The organism is Mesorhizobium sp. CA12 (assembly GCF_020165255.1).
Classification (GTDB): Bacteria; Pseudomonadota; Alphaproteobacteria; order Rhizobiales; family Rhizobiaceae; genus Mesorhizobium.
In genome coordinates, this window is sequence record NZ_JAIUHT010000019.1 from 85,154 (window position 1) to 105,387 (window position 20,234).

A 20,234-nucleotide genomic window follows, 5' to 3' on the forward strand; every position below is an offset into this window, starting at 1 on the left:
TCAGGACTCTCCAAGCCAGAATGTGTCCATCATATAGACACCGAAATAGGCGGTCGGGTCGTAGCTGTAGAGCGCCTTGTCAGGCAGATTGCGCAGCCGCGAGGACGCCAGAATCGGCTGATGCGTTCCGTTCACCGTGCCGATCGAAAACACCTGATCGGTGTAGATCGACAGCATTGAATTCCAGATTTCGGCGCGCTCAGCGGCTCCGGTCGAAGCGTTCCAGCGCTTGAGCAAAGCCATCAACTCGACGACAGACGGAAGATCGGGCGCCTCACCGAGCGTGCCATGGGACAGGTAGTGAGCACCCCAGAGCGGCCATTGCAGCTGGTCGTCCATGGTGGGAGCCAACTGGTACGGATTCATATCGGCGGTCGGCACGCCATTGTCGATGCCCGACCATATCGACATCATGATCTCGCCGCCAAGCGCGCGGCTGCGGAAGATGTCGCGCTGCGAAGTCCGGACGAACAGGGCGAGGCCGATCTCGCGCCAGTGATCGGTGATGAGTTCGAGCGCGTCGGTTTCCAGTGTGCTTTCGCCGGCCGTTTCCACGATGATTTGCGCCGGGCGTCCGTCGGGGAGTATCCGCAAGCCGTCACCGTCACGCGTCTGAAGCCCGACCTCATCGAGCAGCGCATTGGCCTGATCGGGATCATGGGCTACCCAGGCTTTCGCGAATTCCGGCCGGTAGAGCGGGCTCTCTGGCAGGACCGTATCGGCACTTTCCTGCGCCAATCCGTAGAACACCGCCAAATTGATCTCGCGCCTGTCCACAGCAAGCGAAAGTGCGCGACGCATGCGCACGTCACGAAAAAGGCCACGCCACACTTGGTCGGCACAATTCAGATTGGGCAGCAGCGCCAGCCGCGAACCCTGTGTGCGTTTCCACAGATGCATCTTCACCGGGTAGCGCTTCTCCGCATCCTTCAGGAAGGAGTAATCGGCAAAGTCAATTCCCATACATTGCAGGTCGCTCTCGCCGGCACCGGTCTTGGCGGAGATGATCGCCGACGAGCTCACATTCATGATTACCCGGTCAACATAGGGCAGTTGCCGGCCATTCTCGTCTATTCGATGAAAGAACGGGTTTCGCTCGAAGACAAACTGCTCGGCCGGCGGCTTGGTCCGGTTCTGCCAGGGATCGAGCGTCGGCAGTTCCGGGTTCTCCGGGCGATACTGCCGAGACATGCGGATATGCAGGAGCGTCCATTTCTTGGCCCTGTTCTCCTCCATCAGGCCGGCGAGCCGGAATGGATCCTGGTATTTCTTGTGGAACTGCTTGAGATAGGCGGCCGGCAGAACAAGCGATAGCGGCGAAGCGGCAGCGAGCTTGGGCAGGAAGTCGGGATTTGGCGCATCCCAGCTATAGCGGACCGTCAGCGGATCAACGATCTCGAAGCGTGGCGGCTTGCCGTCCGCCAGCAGCGTCGGGGGGAGCCCGCCTTGCGTAAGCTCATCGTTCAGCCAGACATCTTCCCAGCAATAGCGAAAATCCTCCGGCGTCAGCAGGCTGCCGTTAGACCATTTATGTCCTTCCCGTATCTTGAAAGTGAAGACGCGATCGTCCGCCACGTCGAAACTTTCGAGAATGTCGGGTTGCAGGTTGAGCTTTTCGTCATAGCCGACCAGGCGAGCATATCCGTAGATGGTCATCAACCGGATATCTTTCTGGCTGCCGATGATCGTGCGCAGCGTGCCGCCATACTGGCCGGGCTGCCGGCCCATTGCAGCGAGGTTCACCACGCGCGGGCTCTTGGGCAGGCGTTTGGCGAGTGCCGGCAGCGCCAAGGCCTTCAGCAGCGGCTGAAGAAATTCTGGCTCCAGATCGCCGGCGTGCAACGTGCTCGGCACAAATGCCGAAGCCAAGAGTCCGAGGACGGTGCGCCGGCTGATCAATGGCGCAGCTCGCTGACATCGGCCGAACGCCGGGCCAGCACGAGGTGGCCGCCGCCAAGATCGAGCGGCGATAGCATATCGTCGCTGCCCTCGTCGCGGAATTGCGGTCCCCAGGCGCTACTGTCGGAAGCGCCGCTGAGCTTCAGCGTCTTGAAATCCATCGGCCTGTCGAGATCGGGGAAAGGCACTGCGGCGACCAGTGAGCGCGTGTAGGGGTGGATCGGTTTCCTGAGCAGGATTTCGCGCGGCGCAAGCTCGACGATACGCCCGCCGCACATCACGGCGATGCGGTCTGCCATGTAGTCCACCACCGCCAGGTTGTGGGATATGAACAGGTAGGTCAGTCCCAGTTCCTTCTGCAGATCCTTCAGAAGGTTCAGGATCTGCGCCTGGACGGAGACGTCGAGCGCCGAAACCGGCTCGTCGCAGATTAGCAGTTCAGGCCCCAGCGCTAGCGCGCGCGCGATGCCGATACGCTGACGCTGCCCGCCGGAGAAACTGTGCGGGTAACGTTTGATAAAGCGCGGATCGAGCCCGATTGCCTGCATCAGGTTCTTGACCATGGCTAACCGGGACGCGGCATTGCCGCGCTGATGGATTTCCAGCGGCTCGCTCAAGATGTTCTCCACCGTCATGCGAGGTGAAAGCGACGAAACCGGATCCTGAAAGACCATCTGGATTTTCGCGCGCAGCATGTGCAAGGCCTCTCCCTCGCCTGCCAGGACGTCGATCGGTCCCTCGCGGCTGTTGAAGATCACAGAACCACCGCTGGGAGTGACGGCCCGCATGAGGATCTTGCTGACGGTGGTTTTGCCGGAACCGCTTTCGCCGACCAGACCCAGGCATTCACCTCGCCTGATGTCGAAGCTCACACCGTCGACGGCGCGAACAGAGGTTTGATGATCCCCGCCGAACCATCCGGACTTGCGGATGGTGAAGGTCTTTGTCAGATCCCTGACCGACAGCAGGATGTCGTCCGGCCCCTCCGATGCCGGCGCGGTCTGCTTGCCGAGCAGGTTTCCGACATTCACCGGCACCTCGCGTAGCGCCTTTAGCCTTTCGCCAGGCTTCAGGTCGAAATGCGGAACGGCTGCCATCAGGCCCTTAAGGTAAGGATGGCCTGGCCGGCGGAATATCGCCTCGACAGGTCCCGCCTCCATGATCTCGCCATGGTACATGACCACCACCTCGTCGGCGACATTGGCGACCACGCCGAGGTCGTGCGTGATCAGCAGCATCGCCATGTTCAGCTTGGTCTGAAGCCCACGCAGCAATTGCAGGATTTGCGCCTGGATGGTGACGTCTAACGCCGTCGTCGGCTCATCGGCGATCAACAGGGCGGGCCGGCAGATAAGCGCCATGGCGATCATGGCGCGCTGACGCAATCCTCCAGAAAGTTCGAAGGGATACATGTCATAGGCGCGCTTGGGATTGGGAAAGCCGACGAGGCTGAGCATTTCCTCGGTCCGCGCCTTGCGCTCCGCCCGAGCCATGGGCGTATGAATCTGCAGGGATTCGCTGACTTGGTTGCCGATCGTGTGGAGCGGCGACAGCGATGTCATCGGCTCCTGAAAGATCTTGCCGATGCGGCTGCCTCTCAACGCCCGGATTTCGGGCCCATCACGCGACATCTTGAGAATATCCTGCGTCGTGCCGGGCTTTTCAGGATCGGAGAACAGGATCCGGCCGCGAACATGGGCTGTGTTCGGCAAAATGCCCATCACGGCTTGGCTGAGAACCGATTTACCGGAACCTGACTCGCCCACAAGCGCGGTAACCTTACCGGGCAGGACGCGAAGATTTGCGCGCCTGACGGCATGCAACGGCCCCCCCATGATGGCAAAAGAGATGCCAACGTCTTCGATCCGCAGCAGATCGACACTCGAATTCATTCTCACACCAGCCCCACTCTGGCAGCTCCCCAGAAAGCGAGACTAGCGCATTGTCAGCGCAGAGCAACTTGGATTCGAAGCGGTCGCCAGTGGCGGAACCGACGACCAAACTGGCTACCAAAGGCGATCGGGCCAGATCGCGGCGGTTTACTGGAGCTTACTCGGGTCGCCCGCCGCCATCCGCGCGGCATCGCGATGAAGCAGCATGACCTGCTCGGCGTCCGATCTTCGGTCGTGAATCGGCTCCGGCGCACCGTCTTCATCGGGTACGAGGGCTCCCGACAGATCGGGTGAAAGCACCATCAGCTTCTGCTGGATGCCAGCCAGTTCCTCGTGGCCGAGCGTCAGCCAGCTGTTGGCGCCGCAATAGCCGGCGAAGTCTTTGCTGGCCAGAACGCTGTGCGGATATTTCTTGGTCAGGGTCTGCAGGCGCTGGACCTCGTTCACAGCCGAGCCGAAGACAGAGAATGTGAGCCGGTCTTTAAGCCCGACATTGCCAAACATCACATTGCCGACATGCAGGCCGATACCGAATTTGATGTCTGACAACCCCTGCTCCTTTCGGCGCAGGTTGAGATCCATCATGCGCGCGCTGGCCTTGTGCGCGGCCGCAAGCGCAGCCTGGCAGGCGATCTCGGACTGCGAACGGTGCCTTTCGCAAGGGTAGACGGCAATGAAGCCATCACCGATGAAACTCATGATCTGCCCGCCGTTGCGATTGAAAGGTGCGGCAACGGCGTCGAAAAACTGGTTCAGCGTATCGATATAGACTTCGCGGCCGGAGGTTTCGGCGAGCCTCGACGACCCGCGCATATCTCCCATTACCAGTGCGGCCCGGATTGTATCGCCCTCGCCGCGCTTGATCTGGCCGTCAAGAACGCGCCTGCCAGCGTCGCCGCCGAGATAGGTGGTCATCATGTTGTCGGCGAGCTTGGTGAGCACCGCCATCTTGGTGGCGATAGCGAGATGGCTCTGGATGCGCAGCAGCGCCGAAATCATGCTGTCGCTGAAGCCCGCGGCGCTGTCGGTCGACCAAGATCCCATCATGCCCTGACTGGCGTTGCCGCTGAAGGGATGGACGAAAGCCATGTAATCGGTGATGCCCATAAGCCGGAGGTCATCGAAAACAGGAAACTCCGACACCACCGACGGGTCGAGCCGGCGTCGCAGATGGTCGAGCTTATTGCTGAGCAGATGGTAGTATGGGCTGGTCAGGAATCTCTCAGACGGCACACCGGCCTCCTTGCGGAAGCCTTCCACTTCCATGCCCTGGCCGCGAACCCAGGTGAAGCCAAGCGCGTCATAGAGCGGGTGAAGCATCGAGAAGCTCAAATGCACCCGCTTCAGCGGCAGGCCGGCAGCAGCCAGCCGTTCGCAAAAGCCATTTACCAATGTTTCCAGGTCGTTGCCCGCCAGCGCCGATTCGTTCAGCCAATCGGCAACCTTATCCATGAGAATGGTGGAAATTTCTGCGTACGATGTGCTCATGCTATCTCGAAACCCGTCGGAAGACGGAACCATTATCCTCTGATCTGCCATAACACAGTCCGTCAACGACCCAACGATAAGACACCCGAAGTCAACAAGGCCGGCCTCGGCGGCAAAAGCGGCGAAGAATATCCCGGATGACTATCCTTGCGGCCAAGGGGAAGGCATAAATGCATCTGTATTCGGTGGCGTTATGTGGCGAGTCAGCCGACGGAGTGCAACCACGATCCTGACACCGCACAAGAAATTCGCCGGCTCAGATGCCGTCAGGCCTTTAGCACTGTCTCTCGGTCCAGCCCGAGGCGGCCAAAAACATTGCGTGTGTCGACGATCAGAGGGGCGTGATCGGCGATCGTCTGATAGTCGATCGCGTCGTGGTCGGTTGCAACGACGACAGCATCGAAATCCTTCAGAGCCGCCTCGGTCAATTCGACCGAGCGGCGCCCCTTGATCGCCATATGCTCCCGCGTGGTCGGTATCTCGGTAACATGCGGATCGTGGAACTCCGCCTTGCCGCCCCATTCCTCGATGAGTTCAATGAGCCGCAATGAGGGGCTTTCGCGGATATCGGGCACATTCTTCTTATAGGCGAGCCCGACGATGAGAATGCGCGAGCGGCTGAGCGCCTTACCACAGCGCCGGTCCAGCGCCTTCGCCAGTTCATCGACCACATGACGTGGCATGGCCGTGTTGATCTCTGCCGCCAGCTCGATGAAGCGGGTCGGCAGTTCGTATTCGCGCGCCTTCCACGTCAGGTAGAAGGGATCGATCGGAACGCAGTGCCCGCCAAGTCCGGGGCCAGGATAGAACGGCATGTAGCCGAAGGGCTTGCTCTTTGCCGCCTCGATCACCTCCCAGATGTCGATGTCCATCGCACCGAGCACGACCTTCAACTCGTTGACGAGTGCTATGTTGACCGAGCGGAAGATGTTTTCCGTCAGCTTGACCGCCTCGGCGGTCGCCGTGGTGGAAACCGGAACGACGGTCTTGACCACGCCCTGGTAGAAAGCCTGCACGAGCGTCGCCGCTTCAATGCCGTCGCCTGCCACGACCTTAGGGATCGTCGCGACTTCGAAGCTGCGGTTGCCGGGATCCTCGCGTTCGGGCGAGAAGCCGAGGAAGAAGTCTATCTTCGACCGCAAGCCGGTTTCTTCCAGTATGGGCTTGATCACGTCATCGGTGGTGCCGGGATAGGTGGTCGATTCCAGCACGACCAGCTGGCCGGGACGCAGATGCTTCGCAATGGTGCCTGCCGTTTTCCTAACAAAGGAGAGATCCGGCTCACGGTTTTTCGTCAGCGGTGTCGGAACGCAGATGATGATGACCTCGCAGACGGCCAGTTCCGCAAAATCCGCAGTGGCGCGGAACCGTCCGCTCGCCACCTGGCCGGCAAGGGCTGTCGACGCCACCGCCTCGATGTAGGATTGGCCGTTGTTCAGGCTCTCGACCTTGTGGGCTTCGATGTCGAAGCCCGAAATCGGGAAGCCGGCGCGTGCGACCGCAACCGCCAGCGGCAATCCGACATAGCCCAGTCCGATCACGCCGACTTGTGCAGCGCGCGTCGAAATCCGGTTTAGAAGATGGTCATATATCGATCGTGAGGCGTCCAAAAATCTGCTTTCCCGTCAATTCGGACAGGCTGTCCGTTCCCGTGGCGAGGCTCACTTGGTCTCAAGGACCATGGCCGAGGCATATTGCGGAAGATCGGTTTCCGCAAGCCGTCATCAAACCGGCACCTTCGCCTTCAGGCTTGCAGCAGCCCTCGCATAGCCGCCGGCCGCGCCATCGATGAAATGAAGGTGGTCGCGCTGCAGCGGCGAAGCGACGAGGCATGTCATCAAGGCCGATTTCTGGCGGTGCAGGCCATAGGTGCAGATGCCCGCCTCTTCCGCCTGTTTCAGCCGGTTCTCGATCCGTTGCAAGACGTCCGAGTCAACGTCGATGGTCATCTTCAAGCCGTCGTCGAACTTCCGGAAATCCGAATTGCTGGCCACGTCGCGTTTGTAGACCTTCGGATCGAAACGACCGATCGTCCACCCGAATCGATCGGCAACGGCCGCTAGCGTCAGCAGGAACAATATCCACAGCTTCGACAACCACCGCCGTCCTGCCGGCGCCACGGCCCTCGCCTCGAGATCGAAGCCGGCGGGCGAAAAACTGTAGGCCGGCCCGTTCACCGGCACTGGATGGCCATCGCGTTCCTGCCTGCCGGCAAGGGCAATGATGTCGGAAACCAGAGACTGAAAACCGCGCAAGTCGCGCGACGGACCCGGTATGGCTATGATCGAGACGATGTCGCCATGCCGTGCTTCGATCGGGTTCCAGCGGCAGGAGAGGCCGGTCAGATCCGGCCGCGCGCCGGCCGGCGCAGGATCGACGCGGTAGCGCCCGGCTTTCATCTCGGTTTCCGCCCAACTGCCACCACCGCCGGCGAACATGGCATAGAAGACCGCTTCGGAGGCTTGGAACCTCGCCACGCGAACGTCGAGACCTTGCGCTCTTATATCCTTTATCGGCACGATTGCGGCACGCAAGGTCAGGTCCAGTTCGTCCGCCACCCATCTCTGGACAGCCGCCAGCGCATTGCGGGTGATCTCCAGCGCCGAGCCGGGAAACGCCACGAGCGCGCCGTCGCCGCCGAAAACAAAGGGAAAATCTTGCCGACCCAGCGCATTGAGCAGCGCCGAAATGACACTGGCCCCGGCCATATTGACGGTTTTATAGCGCCCAGCCTCGATCGCCTTGGTCGAGCCGACGATGTCGGCGGTGGCCAGCGCCCAGCCATCGGGGAGAGGCCGATAGTTGTCGATATCGGCAACGCTTTCGAACTTTGCGAAAACCGGCAGAGAAGCCACAAACGGGTCGGACGCGGCAGCTGTTTCCATGGGCATCAGATAGCACATTCCACTGCTTGAAGGGTGAAGTCGATCATGCTGCGAAATTGACTTGCGCCGGCTTTCCGATGATAGGGTCCGGCAATGCGAATTGCCTTCTACGCGCCGCTGAAGTCACCCAATGATCCCGTTGCCTCAGGCGATCGCCAGATGGCACGGACGCTGATCAAGGCGCTGGAGCATGGAGGGCATAGCGTCGAACTGGCATCCGAATTGCGCTTCTACCTACGCGAACCGGAGCCGAAAAGTTTCGATGCGCTCAAGATCGAGGCCCGAGAGGAAGCCGCGAGGCTGACAAGGCTTTGGGATCGTGACGGCAAGCCCGATCTCTGGTTCTCCTATCATCCCTATTACAAGGCGCCCGACCTGATCGGGCCCGAGCTGGCGTCGGCCTTCGCTGTCCCCTATGTGACGGCGGAAGCCTCCTATTCGAGACGGCGCAACGCCGGTTTGTGGGCCGATACGCAAGCGTTGGTAACGCGAGCCGTCGAACAGGCGGCACTGAACATCTGCTTCACGCAAAGGGACCGCCAGGGACTGGCGGATGCGGTACCCGGCGCCACTTTCGGCACGCTTTCGCCCTTCATCGACACATCGGCATTCCGTGAAATGCCGGCACGGGGTTGTCCGACGCGCCTTGTTACCATCGCCATGATGCGCCGGGGCGACAAACTCGAAAGCTATCGCATGCTGGCGCAAGCGCTCGGTTCGATCGGTCACCTGCGCTGGACCATGTCGGTCGTCGGGGACGGGCCTGCCCGCGAACAGGTCAAAGCGCAATTCGCCGGCTTGCCCGCCGACCGTATCGAATGGCTCGGCGCGATTGAGCCGGCCGCCGTGCCGGATGTCCTCTACAGTGGGGGAATTTACGTCTGGCCGGGTTTCGGCGAGGCCTATGGCGTTGCCTATCTTGAAGCACAGGCCGCCGGCCTTCCGGTGGTGGCTCAGGACATCGCCGGCGTGCCGGAGGTCGTGCGGGATGGCCAGGCCGGGTTCCTCACCCCGCCGGGCGATGTGACGGCGTTCGCTTCTGCCATTGAAAGGCTTCTGGCCCGTAACGACGAAAGAACCATCATGGCCGCAGAAGCCAGACGTTTCATCCTCGAGGAGCGCTCGCTCGATACGGCGGCGGCGCGTCTGGCCGAACTTCTTGCGAAGATCCCGGTCTCATGACATCCGATCCGATCTGGCAACCTTTGTTGGAAGAACTGGCGCGCTGGCAACGGGCGGACCGTAAGGCAGAGTTCTGGCTGCGCGATGATGACGCCGTGGATCCAACGCCTGCGCTTGATCGGCTGCTCGACCTCACCGGTGAATTCGGGGTTCTGGTCACCCTGGCCGTCATTCCAGCCCTGACTGATGAGAAGCTTGTCGTCCGGCTTGACGAGGCGCCGCATGCCACGGTCGCCATCCATGGCTGGGCGCACCGAAATCATGCGCCCGAGGACCAGAAAAAGCAGGAACTCGGCCCGCATCGGCCACCCGAGGCGGTGCTCGATGATCTGGCTCGCGGGCTCTCTCGCATAACCGGCTTGCACGGCGCACGTGCCGTTCCGATGCTGGTGCCACCCTGGAACAGGATCGACGCCGGCTTGGTATCCGACCTTGGGTCGATAGGATTTGCGGCACTGTCGGTCTTTGGGCCGCCGAGGCCGGCTTCGCTGGCGGTCATCAACAGCAATGTCGACATCATGGATTGGCATGGCACGCGCGGCTGCCGCGATCATGGCCTATTGGTTCAGGCCGTCGCCGCGCAATTGCGGCATGCATTCGACGGCGGCGAACCGGTCGGCCTGCTCACCCATCATCTCGTGCATGATGAATCGGCCTGGCTTTTCCTCGAACGGCTCTTCGCCGTCACCGCACGCAATGCAGCCTGTGCATGGCATCCGATCAGGACATTGATCGGGCGCAGCGCCGGCAGAGGAAAATAGCTCAGCCCGCTTTGTGCGATAAGACTGGAAATTCGAGCGTCTGACCATCCCGCGCGGCAAAAGAGCCGGCAAACCTGTTCTTGGCCAGTTTCTCGATCTCGTCCAGTTCCTCGTCGGTGCGCGCCGGATCGTGGTGAACCAGCGCAAGCTCCCGCGCACGGGCCGCCTCGCAGAGCTTGACCCCCTGTTGCCATGTCGAGTGCCCGTTCCCGCGGTAGCGTTCCATTTCCTCCTCGGTGTAGGCGCAATCGTAAATGACGAGGTCGGCATCTTCGATTAGGCCGAGCACCGCCTGATCGAGTTTACCCGACTCATGTTCGGTGTCTGTGATCACCGCCACGACGCGGCCACCCCATTCGACCCGATAGCCTATACAGCCACCGGGATGGGTGAGACTGCCGGTTCGGATCACCACCCCTTCACGCGGCCGAAGCACGTCTCCTGACACGAAATCGCAATAGTCGAGGCTTGCCTTGCAGACGTCCAGTCTCACCGGAAACCAAGGCGGCCGCATGAACTCATCGACCATCTGTCGGGTCGTCATGCGTCCTGCAAGATGCCCGGACCAAAGCCTGACTTTGACGCTGCGGTCATAGATCGGCTTAAATGCCGGCAGCCCGATGATGTGGTCATAATGGCAGTGGGTGAAAAACAGGTCGAAATCGGTCACGCCCGACGCCCGAAGCGCCCAGCCGGCAGGCCGCAAGCCGGAGCCGGCGTCGAACAGAAGCGTATGCTTGCCGCATCGCATCTCAATGCAGATCGTGTTGCCGCCATAGCGGGAGAAGTCTGGCCCCGATACCGAAATGCTGCCGCGGACGCCCCAAAACCTGACCAGGAAAACGTCGTCGTCCATGCAAGCCCTTCATAGTCCCCTAGGCCATCGTAGCCAAACAACTGCTGCTAGGCGAGACAGGTTTTCCTCCTGATGACCTTGTCCATGAGAGGTCAGTGCCATCACGACGGCAAGGATCGGCGCAAATCATTCGTTATTTGGCGCTTCGTGCGTCGATCAGATCCGCGGTCGTATGGCTTAGGCGATCGGCGAGAACCCGAACCATCTCGACGGTCATTTCCGGGAACTCCTTCATAAGCCTCAGGAAATGATCCTTGCGAATTCTCAAGGCTTCCACCGGACTTGCGGCTCTGACGGTGGCCGTGCGGGAGCTGTTGCACAATATGGCGATCTCGCCAACGATCGAATTTGGCAGCAGTTCGGCAACTTTTATCGGTCCGCTCTCGGAATCGACCAGAATATCGGCCTTGCCTGAAAGGATGACATAGGCGGCGTCTCCCTCGTCGCCCTGCCGGAAAAGGATCTGGCCGGCGCTGTAGCTTACGCGATCAGATGTGAACGCAAGCAGCTTGAGCTTTGCCGGCTCGATGCCAGAGAACAAGGGAACGCGTTGCAGCATTCCGACCTCATCCTTGAGCAGCATTGTCGCAAACCTCCCAAAATTCACGTCTGCCAGACTAGAACAACCGACATCCAGATGGAATCAATTCTGCTTGCGGATAGCGGGACGAACCGCGCGAACGTGGCGGCCTGATCAGTTGGAAACCTTAATCTCTTGAGCTTGCAGCAAGTTCCCATCGGCGGAACGATCCCATCTGAATGTCCGTGCTCTATGACAGCAGTTCCTTGAAAATACCGCTCCCCGCCAAAAGCGTCTCGTGTGGTCCGTCTTCCACCAAACGACCCGAGTCGAAGACGACAACGCGATCGAACATCATCGCCATTGCCGGATTCGTCACGACCCACACAATTGCCGGCGAACGGCCGTCGCGTCTGGCTTCCTCGAGCACGTTTTGCAGCACCTTTTCTTGTACGCGCTGGTCGAGCGCCGACAGCGGCCGGTTGAAAATGAGAAAATCGGGACGCTTGAGCAGGGCCCGGGCAACATCGAGCTTCTGTCGCTGTCCAGCGGTCAACCGCCTGCCGCCGGCGCCGACGTTGAAGTCCAAGCCGACATCCAGCAGTTCGGCATAAAGCCCCAGTTCATCAAGAATATCATAGACGATGGAGCGTATGCGGTCCGGCGCATCGGGATGGTTGCTGCCCAGACGCCCGAACAGGACATTGTCCATGACAGTAGCCGCAGCAATGTATTTGGCAGGATCGTAGCGTTCGACGGCGTTTTGCAGCTCGGGAGGCAGGCCTTCATAGAACTGGTTGCGTGCGGCGACGATCTTGTTCATCAATTCGTCGCTGAGCAGGCCGAAGCGATGCCGGGGCTCGATATAGGCAAAGCTCAGGGTGACGATCATGGCGCGGTCGTTCTCCGAGACCGTCTCGTAGGGACGGTTCTTGAGCCGTTGCAGCAAGGTTTCGTAGGCGGGTATCTCCTCGGCGCTCATGAAGGCGAGCTGCTGGAAGAACTGGTGATCGGGCGGCAGGTCGGCAAACAGCTCGATCGCTTGTTTGGCGATATCCATGCCCATTTCGTAGAGCATGCGATCGAGGCCGGCTTGCATCAGCACCGACGCGAAATAAGGATTGGCCGCCAGAGCCCTGTCGGCCAGCTCCGGGCCGGCGGCAGCGCCGAAGAGCAGGTTCTGGCCGATCGTTGCTTCCTTATTGTAGGCGCCCGGTTCGAAAGGAACCACCAGTCCGCTCAATCCTTCGTGTTCCAGCCGGGTTCGCAGCGCCGCACGCAGTTCGACGATCCGCCCAGCAAGCTCCGTGTGACGCGTGAGGTCGGCCGAAGAACGCAAGCCTAGATCCAAAATGTCGCGCGACAGAAGAACCGCGTCGAGCACCTGGCGCACGGCTTCAAAGAGGTCGTGCGGGCCGGTAGCGCCGACGGAAGCATAGTCGATCCAGTCGCTGTGGATATCAAGGTCCGGGTTGCCTGATCGGCGCGCCTCGTGGATGTTCCAGCGGTGCTGGTCCGCCGCGGCACCGTCATAAGTCACCGATGTCAGCGGCGCATGCTTCAACCCGTAGAGCAGATTGTCGCGGAGGCTTGCCTGGAACAGGAAAACGTCCGACGAGGCATAGGACATGCGCCGGCCGGTCACTGCTTCGGGGAGTTCAAGCAGGTCGTCGGCACCCGAAGCGACCTTTCCGCTTTCCGGCCAGTTCAGCCGCGCGAAGGCCTCTGCAAGCGCCTCCGCTCCACCTGTTGAGGTGCTGACCAGCGCCACCGTCTCACCGGGCTTGACCTGGAGAGAGATACGGTCGAGGAGCATTGCACCGCCATCGTCTGCCATTGACAGGCCGATCGCCGACAGGGGGTTGGTCATCGGACCGGGATCGTCGATCGTCAGTGCCCCGATTCGCGGCGCAATGAGACCCTCAACGGTGAATTGTTCGACGACCTGCTGGTATTTGACCTGGACATCCTGCCGGTCCTGATCCCAGTCGATCAGTTCCTTCATCGGTCCGGGCAGGTCCTTGTAGGCGCCGATCACGGCCACGAGCTGACCGACGTCCAGCCGCCCCTGAATGACCAGATACCCGCCGACCATGTAGAACAGAAAGGGCGTGATCTGCGCGAGAAAATTGTTGAGGAACTTCACCATGAATTTCCATTGGTAAAGATCGAAGCGGATCTTGAAGATGAGCCCGAGCCGGGCAGCTATGTCGGCGCGCTCGTAGTTTGACGTATCATGGACGTGAACCGCGCCGATGCCGTCGACGATTTCGCCGACGCGGCCCGATAGCGCGCGCGCCGTCAACTGCCGTTTGCGCCCGAGCACGATCAGCCGCCGCCGCATTCGCGGGATCAGCACGATCTGGATCAAGACGATCACGGCGGCGATCATTCCGAGCCAGAAGTTCTGGACCACGATGAACAGCATGGCCGTCACCGCCTGGCCGCCGAGCAGCACCGGCTGCAGGAAAGCATCGCCGATGAAACCGCCCAGCGGCTCCACCTCGTCCTTCACCATGGTTGCCACCTCGGCGGATTTCACGCGCTTGAAATAACGCGGCGGAAACCGCAGCACACGATCGACCAGTTCGAAGCGGATACGGCGCAGCATCCGTTCACCGAGGCGGCCCTTGTAGGTGTTGATGTAGAATTTGAACAGGCCGTTGATGATGACCAGCAGGAGGAACACAAGGCTCAGGGCAAGCAGCGTCGTCGTGCGGTCGAGCTGAAAGCCAGGAAAGAACTGGACCTCTCCGATGAACGGCAGGTTATAGTGTAGCCTCATGAATGGCTGGGTCGCGCCCGGCTGCTCGAAGCCGCGACCTTGGATCGGGCCGTTGACAATCAACTTCGGCAGGTCAAAGGACATGAAATACGGGATCATCGAAAGCAAGACGATAACCAATATCCAGAGCTGCTGCTTCTTGGTGTGCGTCCAGATATAGCGAGCCAGGCTGGGTTCCATATGCGACTGTGGACCTTCAGTTTAAAGAACAAAGTAAAAGCATCAGCTGGTGGACGGCGCATCGGCAATCATCACCGGCGACATGTTCGAAGCCTGCGAGGCGGCTTGGCGGGGCAAGATTGCGTTGTGTCGCCCGAAATCCCAACGTACAAGGCGAATATGATGGATGTCACGCAACCGCGCAATGCCGGCATGGACGGGCACGAGCAGGCCTTGGACCTCACGCGGGGAATTGCTGCCTATGTCAACCACCCTCTCGTGGCAGGGCTGGCGCGCGTCATCGCCAAACATCCGAAGGCCGACATCGCCAACGCCTTCAACCACAAGCAGGTGGCCTGCAAGATGTGGGCGCTTGACAGGCTGTTCGAAAGCTGCGGCGGGCGCTTCGGGCGCATATGGGTTCTGGGCGGATGGTACGGCATATTGCCGGCAATGCTTTTCAACGACCCCCGCTTCGATATTGCGGCAGTCGATAGCATCGACATCGATCCCGAAGTCGCGCCAGTTGCCCGGACCCTCAACCGGGAAGCCGGCGGCCGGTTCCGGGCGCTAACAGCAGATATGTACGCACTCGACTATGCGGCCGGGCCGTCCGATCTGATAGTCAATACGAGCTGCGAGCACATAGCCGATCTGCGTGCCTGGCTTGCCCTGCTTCCGCGGGGCACGAATGTACTGCTGCAATCAAATGACTATTTCAGCGAGCCGACGCACATCAACTGCGTGGCTTCACTTGCAGCTCTCGAAGCAATGGCGGCGCTGCGGAAGATACGATTCTCTGGCGAACTGCCGACAAAAAATTATTCGCGCTTCATGCTAATTGGAACTGTTTGATGCATTTCGCCCAAAAGCGCGTAGCGGTTTTAGGACAACGACATGCATCAAAACAAAGACTTAAAGCGCGGCGCCTGAATCCGGTTCAGCGCGACGCGCTTTAGGCCCCGCCATCTGCTTGATCATGTCCTATTCCGAGACCGGGCCTCATTTTAGGGACCGTGTTCGATGCCGCTCGCACAGGATTTGCGCCGAGTGACGTGCCCCTTCCAGATCGAGACAATGCGCGGACGGCCTCGGTGCCACAAGCGCCTGTTCGATCGCCTGCGCCAAACCTTCAGGCGTCAGGTCCTTTTCCATCAGCACCGTTGCAAGCCCGAGTTCTTCGAGCATCAGGGCGCGAACTGTTTGTTCGGTTTCCCCGCCGGCTGCAAACGGCACGAGCAGGGAGCGACAACCCGCACGCAGGACATCGCAGACCGTGTTGTAACCCGCTTGCGAGACCGACAGGCGGGCGCCGGTCAGCAAGCTGGCAAAATCCTCGCGGAAGCGGAAGATGGACAGGCCCGGCGGGGCATCGCGTGCGATCGCGTCAAACTCGTCTTTCGGCAGGTTGGGGCCGGTGATCAAACACCATTTCCAGCCATTGTTGGCATTCCGCGCCGCTGCGATGGTGGAACCGACAAGGCCCCTTCCGGCAGCCCCGCCGCCAACCGACACCAGAATGTCGAAGCGCTCGGTGGCCGCGGGCGATGGCGGCGCGGCAACGAGCCCTGTGTAGGTGACCTCGGCCCTGATTGCCCCAGCCAGCGGAAATGTCTTGTCGATGGTTGCGAAAGCCGGATCGCCGTGGACCATGACAAGGTCGAAATGCCTGTTGATGAGATCAACCGTTTCCTCATTTCGGCCCGGCTTGACGCGCTCCTGAAGGATATCACGGACGGACGTCACCAGCAGCGGCCTGGGCGACGTCGCGTCGATGGCCTCGATCAGCGGCAAGAGTTCGAAACGCATCTGCCGGCGTCCAAATGGAAACGCCTCGACAATGACGATATCAGGCCTGCAATCCAGGAATGCCTGCAGCAGCATTCCTGAACGCCGTTTCTTGAAATCATCGTCGATGGGTTTGCCCTGCAGGTCGACAAGTCCGGAAAATCCTTCATCACCGGAGGTGACGGGTGGCAGGGACACAGATTTTACACCCAGTCCTGGAAACCCCGCGATCGACGCTCCGCCAGTCACCACGGTTACGTCAAACCCGTCATCGACCAGCGCCGCCGCAATGCGGCTGGCGCGCGCGAGATGGCCGATACCGAGGAGGTGCTGGACATAGAAGAAAGCGCGCAGTCGCTTCATTCGGCGGCCCGCCACTCCCGCTCGAACAGTTCCTTGAGCTGTCCAATGCTAGCCATATGGTCGAAATTGCAGCGCACGCACTGCTCCGCGGCGTCGCCGAGGCGGGCGCGCAGCACGGGATCACGGATCAGGCGCTCCAGCGCCTCTGCCAGGGCAATTGGGTTTTCCGTCGGAACCAGCAGCCCGGTTTCATCCGGCGATAAAAGCTCCGGCACGCCGGAAATATCGGTCGACACGCAGGCAAGCCGCTGGCTGGCCGCCTCCACCAGGACATTCGGCAGACCGTCCCGGTCGCCATTTGCGGTGATCCTGCAGGCCAGGGCGAAGATGTCGGCGAACCGGTAGTGCTCAAGCACCTCCTCTTGCGCAAGCGCGCCCTTCCAGGAGACGCGTCCATCCAGTCCGAGCTTTTGCGCCAGCGCCTTGAGCCGTTCCAGTTCCTCGCCGCCGCCGATATGCTCGAAACGCCACGCCAAATCGCCAGGCAAGAGGGCAAGGGCCTCCAGCAAGGTATCGTAACCTTTCTTTGCAACGGCGCGCCCGACGCTCAGAATGATGACCGGTTCGTCCGGCGCCGAGCCGTCACGCTGTTTTCGCGCCTCGCCGAAACTGCCGAAGCGATCAAGGTCGAGCCCATGGTAGCTCAGATGCACGGACGAGTTGCCGTTGGCGAGTTCGTTCAGACGGTCGAAGCCGGTTTTCGTGCAAGTGACCGTCCAGCGCGCCGAGGAAAGCTTGCCGGCCAGATCCCAGTCCGCCGAAGTCCAGATGTCCTTGGCATGGGCTGAGCAGCTCCAGGGCAGACTACGAAGCAGGCTGGCATAGCGCGTCACCGAGGCCGGCGTGTGCGCGAAATGTGCATGCAGCCATCCCGCGTCTTGTGGCCATTCGGCCGCCAGCACGAGCGCTTGCCCGAAGCGGCGCACGCGATTGCGCGTAAAGTCGCGGGGGATATCGGCAGCCAGCGATCCGAGCGCGCGCCAGAACCCCGGCCGCAGCAGATAGGCAAACAGCGAGCGAACCACGCGCAGCGGCTCGTGATGCAGATATTCCGGCAGATAATGGACGGGCGCTTTGATCTCGTCATGCACGGGGTGGCGTTTTGCGTCGGTCGGCCGCCTGAGCGCGACGAGTATCAGGTCGAATCCCGCGCGCTCCAGACCGAGCAGTTCCTGCGCGATGAAGGTTTCCGACAGCCGCGGATAGCCCTTCAGAACCACGACGATCTTGCGACGTTGCAACTCAGCTCATTCCCTCAATGACCGAAAGGTGAGGGCTGGCCCGCCGATCGAGCAGTTCTGCAACGATTTCGGAAATATGAGGCAGCCCTTCCAGCCTCAGATGCGGATTGCTCTGGGATGGGCGGGGCCGGTCCGGTAGCGCCACCAGTGCATCGGCAAACCGCTGGGAATCCTTGGCTTCGTCCGGCAAAAGCATCTCGATGAGGCCGAGTTCGGCTGCGCGCCGAGCTCGGATCAGTTGTTCCTGGCGGGGCTCGACGCGCGGCACGATCAGCGCCGGCTTGTCGAAAGACAGTATCTCGCAATAGGTGTTGTAACCACCCATTGCCACTACCGCCTTGGCGCCGGCAATCAGGTCTTCCATGCGGTTGTCGAACTCGATCATCTTGACGCAGGGGATCTTGGACCCCTTCTTGAGCAGCTTGTTGCGCTTGCGCGCCGGCATGTAAGGCCCAAGCACGATCAGCGCCCTATGCTGCAATTGCGGGTCCTGCTGATAGGCATCGATGACGTCGTGGATCAGTTCCGCGCCGTCACCGCCGCCCCCCGTGGTAACGAGGATATACTCGCCCTCGGGCCGGTGGCCGGGTAACTCGTTCCGCTGCAGGCTCCGTTGCAGGAAGCCGACGAACCGCATCTTTGCCCTGACAGCCGGCGGCACATCCAAGCCGGTCAACGGATCGTAGAAATCCGGCGGGCCATAGGCCCAGACCTTGTCGTAGAACAGGCCTATCTTGCGCATCACATCCCTGCGTGCCCACTCTGCTTCGAGCAGATGCGGCGCATCCATCACCTCGCGCAGGCCAAGCACGAGCGTGGTACCTCGCGTCTTGAGGTAGGACAGCGTGTCCTCGATCTCACCGCGCAGGCCGAGCGGTTCCTTGTCGACGATGAAGATTTCCGGCCGGAAGGTCTCGGCTGTGTGGCGGATAATCGACTGCCGCATCCTGAGCGTCTCATGCAGATCGATATCCTTTTCCAGCGAGGTGTATTCGCCGTTGCGCAACTTGATGACGCTGGGGATCTTCACGAAGTCGACACGGGCGCGATAGTCGAAGGCGCCGGCGATAGGCGCGCCTGAAATGATCAGCACCTGAAGTCCGCGGAAATCCTCGACCAGCGAATGCGCGATCGTCCGGCAGCGCTGCAAGTGGCCGAGCCCGAACGTGTCGTGGCTATACATGAGAATTCGAGCGTCTTGTACGTGCTGCGTCATTATTGAACGTCTTTCAGAATTCTCGCGTTGAGAACCGGGGACGACCCGCTGGATTCGAAACCACCCTCGCGAGCCCACCGACCTGTTGTGAAACATGAGGGCAAAATTTTCAATTTGTATTCCTCAAGGGGTCCATATGCTGAAGCGGGAGCCGCACCCGCTCAGTTGCCCGCTTGCCACGGATCATGAAGAACCTGCACCATTCGCTGGTATTGATCATCCCCGATTTTCCATCTTTGGCTGCCGGCCCTGAGCGCTGCCGCCGTCGTTACGCGGTTGATCGCCTTGCGGTTGAACGCCCGTGAGCGCAGAGATTGCGGACCGTCACACTGCTTCGACGACCCCGCGCCTGCCGGTTTGATCGCTGATAAGTCGCGGCCGCTTTTAAGATGGAATCGCTCCAACTTCCATTGCCACGTCGGTGACGTGGCGTTCGGCTGGGTCAAACCAACGGATTCCGTCTTGCGGGCTTGGTATTTGTCTGACATAGTTTACCATCTCCTAATGTTGCAGTGGGTAATTGGGGCACAGAAATGGCGAAGGAATCTTCGAGTGCCGCTTCTTCGGCAAGTAAAGCGGACGCAAATCTGATAGGTAATGCAGAGGGAAACGGGCTGAACTTCATGGCCTCCCAGGCTCGCGAGGGCGGGGCCGGCGGTGATGCTCCAGGTGTCGACAAGATACGCGATCTTTTGTTCGGCAATCAGATGCAGGACTACGACCGCCGTTTCTCCAAGCTTGAAGAGCGGTTCCTGCAACGCTTCAAGGATGTCGAGTCCGAAACCAAGCGCAATCTTGAAACCTACGAGTCGAATGCCAAGAAGCAGGTCGACTCGCTGGCGACGCAGTTGCGCAACGAAAAGGATGCGCGCGCCGAGGCCGACAAGGAGATCGACCGCAATCTTCGCGATCAAAACCAGGCGCTCGAAAAGCAGGTGCGCGCCTTGTCGGACCAATTGAGCGAGCTCGAGCGCGAATTCGCGGATCGCATGAGCAGAAGCGACCATTTGCTGCGCGAGGAAATCAAGCAGAAGAACGAAAGCGCTCAAATGCTGATGGAGAAGATCTTTTCCGATCTAAGCAACGTCAAGACTGACCGGAATCTTCTGGCCGGCCTGTTCGTCGAGGTCGCGAAATGTCTCAACCAGGATCCCGTCGGCAGCAAGGGCAATTCGGAGCGTGGCTGGAAAGTGAGTTGA

Annotated in this window: 16 protein-coding genes; 4 read left to right on the top strand and 12 right to left on the bottom strand. The window is 60.5% G+C overall.

Going from position 1 to position 20,234, the window contains the following annotated elements; genetic code table 11:
• From LB520_RS25160 to LB520_RS25180, 5 genes are all read right to left on the bottom strand, one after another.
• Positions 1-1,899, bottom strand: a complete 1,899-nt coding sequence (locus tag LB520_RS25160; RefSeq protein ID WP_095765759.1) for an ABC transporter substrate-binding protein — start codon at positions 1,897-1,899, stop codon at positions 1-3.
• Positions 1,896-3,791, bottom strand: a complete 1,896-nt coding sequence (locus LB520_RS25165) for an ABC transporter ATP-binding protein (protein WP_095765760.1) — start codon at positions 3,789-3,791, stop codon at positions 1,896-1,898. Before LB520_RS25165 ends, LB520_RS25160 begins: the two co-directional genes overlap by 4 nt.
• A 147-nt stretch (positions 3,792-3,938) precedes the next feature.
• The gene (locus tag LB520_RS25170; protein WP_224639761.1) at positions 3,939-5,279 is read right to left on the bottom strand and encodes an adenylate/guanylate cyclase domain-containing protein; all 1,341 of its coding nucleotides are present in this window, start codon (positions 5,277-5,279) and stop codon (positions 3,939-3,941) included.
• Between the two features lie 266 nt (positions 5,280-5,545).
• Positions 5,546-6,889, bottom strand: coding sequence for a nucleotide sugar dehydrogenase (locus tag LB520_RS25175; protein WP_140846259.1), 1,344 nt, complete (start codon positions 6,887-6,889; stop codon positions 5,546-5,548).
• 114 nt (positions 6,890-7,003) lie between these two features.
• The gene (locus LB520_RS25180; RefSeq protein ID WP_224639748.1) at positions 7,004-8,182 is read right to left on the bottom strand and encodes a DUF3095 domain-containing protein; all 1,179 of its coding nucleotides are present in this window, start codon (positions 8,180-8,182) and stop codon (positions 7,004-7,006) included.
• A 75-nt stretch (positions 8,183-8,257) separates the two neighbouring features.
• On the opposite strand from LB520_RS25180, the gene LB520_RS25185 reads away from it, so the two are divergent.
• Positions 8,258-9,346 carry a glycosyltransferase family 4 protein gene (locus LB520_RS25185; RefSeq protein WP_224639749.1) on the top strand — a complete coding sequence of 363 codons (1,089 nt, stop codon included), beginning with the start codon at positions 8,258-8,260 and terminating at the stop codon, positions 9,344-9,346.
• The gene (locus LB520_RS25190; protein ID WP_224639750.1) at positions 9,343-10,107 is read left to right on the top strand and encodes a polysaccharide deacetylase family protein; all 765 of its coding nucleotides are present in this window, start codon (positions 9,343-9,345) and stop codon (positions 10,105-10,107) included. Before LB520_RS25185 ends, LB520_RS25190 begins: the two co-directional genes overlap by 4 nt.
• Before the next feature lies 1 nt (position 10,108).
• Here the strand turns inward: LB520_RS25190 and LB520_RS25195 are convergent, their stop codons facing one another.
• The 3 genes from LB520_RS25195 to LB520_RS25205 form a co-directional block, all read right to left on the bottom strand.
• Positions 10,109-10,963, bottom strand: coding sequence for an MBL fold metallo-hydrolase (locus tag LB520_RS25195; protein ID WP_140846255.1), 855 nt, complete (start codon positions 10,961-10,963; stop codon positions 10,109-10,111).
• Between the two features lie 133 nt (positions 10,964-11,096).
• A complete protein-coding gene (locus LB520_RS25200) occupies positions 11,097-11,546 on the bottom strand; it encodes a cyclic nucleotide-binding domain-containing protein (RefSeq protein WP_095765767.1) in 450 nt (149 codons plus the stop codon).
• Positions 11,547-11,733: 187 nt separating this feature from the next.
• On the bottom strand, positions 11,734-14,448 hold the full coding sequence (locus tag LB520_RS25205; protein ID WP_224639751.1) for an ABC transporter transmembrane domain-containing protein: 2,715 nt from the start codon (positions 14,446-14,448) through the stop codon (positions 11,734-11,736).
• A gap of 159 nt (positions 14,449-14,607) precedes the next feature.
• Between LB520_RS25205 and LB520_RS25210 the strand changes: the two genes are divergently transcribed.
• Positions 14,608-15,282 carry a class I SAM-dependent methyltransferase gene (locus LB520_RS25210; protein WP_411969947.1) on the top strand — a complete coding sequence of 225 codons (675 nt, stop codon included), beginning with the start codon at positions 14,608-14,610 and terminating at the stop codon, positions 15,280-15,282.
• A gap of 147 nt (positions 15,283-15,429) precedes the next feature.
• On the opposite strand, the gene LB520_RS25215 is transcribed toward LB520_RS25210, so the two are convergent.
• The 4 genes from LB520_RS25215 to LB520_RS25230 all read right to left on the bottom strand — a co-directional run bounded on the left by LB520_RS25215 (position 15,430) and on the right by LB520_RS25230 (position 19,523).
• Positions 15,430-16,578: a glycosyltransferase family protein gene (locus LB520_RS25215; protein ID WP_224639752.1), complete on the bottom strand. Its 1,149-nt coding sequence runs from the start codon at positions 16,576-16,578 to the stop codon at positions 15,430-15,432.
• Positions 16,575-17,819, bottom strand: a complete 1,245-nt coding sequence (locus LB520_RS25220; RefSeq protein WP_224523651.1) for a glycosyltransferase — start codon at positions 17,817-17,819, stop codon at positions 16,575-16,577. The genes LB520_RS25215 and LB520_RS25220 overlap by 4 nt, the downstream gene beginning before the upstream one ends.
• A gap of 1 nt (position 17,820) precedes the next feature.
• Positions 17,821-19,035 (bottom strand): glycosyltransferase family protein, encoded by a 1,215-nt coding sequence (locus LB520_RS25225; RefSeq protein WP_095765770.1) that lies wholly within the window; start codon positions 19,033-19,035, stop codon positions 17,821-17,823.
• A gap of 161 nt (positions 19,036-19,196) precedes the next feature.
• Positions 19,197-19,523 carry a hypothetical protein gene (locus LB520_RS25230; protein WP_224523648.1) on the bottom strand — a complete coding sequence of 109 codons (327 nt, stop codon included), beginning with the start codon at positions 19,521-19,523 and terminating at the stop codon, positions 19,197-19,199.
• 24 nt (positions 19,524-19,547) lie between these two features.
• On the opposite strand from LB520_RS25230, the gene LB520_RS25235 reads away from it, so the two are divergent.
• Positions 19,548-20,234, top strand: a complete 687-nt coding sequence (locus LB520_RS25235; protein WP_224545057.1) for a hypothetical protein — start codon at positions 19,548-19,550, stop codon at positions 20,232-20,234.

Coding starts and splice junctions, on each gene's coding strand:
- LB520_RS25165 (WP_095765760.1), bottom strand. CDS start 3,791: ATGAATTCGAGTGTCGATCTGCTGCGGATCGAAGACGTTGGCATCTCT.
- LB520_RS25170 (WP_224639761.1), bottom strand. CDS start 5,279: ATGAGCACATCGTACGCAGAAATTTCCACCATTCTCATGGATAAGGTT.
- LB520_RS25180 (WP_224639748.1), bottom strand. CDS start 8,182: ATGTGCTATCTGATGCCCATGGAAACAGCTGCCGCGTCCGACCCGTTT.
- LB520_RS25185 (WP_224639749.1), top strand. CDS start 8,258: ATGCGAATTGCCTTCTACGCGCCGCTGAAGTCACCCAATGATCCCGTT.
- LB520_RS25190 (WP_224639750.1), top strand. CDS start 9,343: ATGACATCCGATCCGATCTGGCAACCTTTGTTGGAAGAACTGGCGCGC.
- LB520_RS25195 (WP_140846255.1), bottom strand. CDS start 10,963: ATGGACGACGACGTTTTCCTGGTCAGGTTTTGGGGCGTCCGCGGCAGC.
- LB520_RS25200 (WP_095765767.1), bottom strand. CDS start 11,546: ATGCTGCTCAAGGATGAGGTCGGAATGCTGCAACGCGTTCCCTTGTTC.
- LB520_RS25205 (WP_224639751.1), bottom strand. CDS start 14,448: ATGGAACCCAGCCTGGCTCGCTATATCTGGACGCACACCAAGAAGCAG.
- LB520_RS25210 (WP_411969947.1), top strand. CDS start 14,608: ATGATGGATGTCACGCAACCGCGCAATGCCGGCATGGACGGGCACGAG.
- LB520_RS25215 (WP_224639752.1), bottom strand. CDS start 16,578: ATGAAGCGACTGCGCGCTTTCTTCTATGTCCAGCACCTCCTCGGTATC.
- LB520_RS25225 (WP_095765770.1), bottom strand. CDS start 19,035: ATGACGCAGCACGTACAAGACGCTCGAATTCTCATGTATAGCCACGAC.
- LB520_RS25230 (WP_224523648.1), bottom strand. CDS start 19,523: ATGTCAGACAAATACCAAGCCCGCAAGACGGAATCCGTTGGTTTGACC.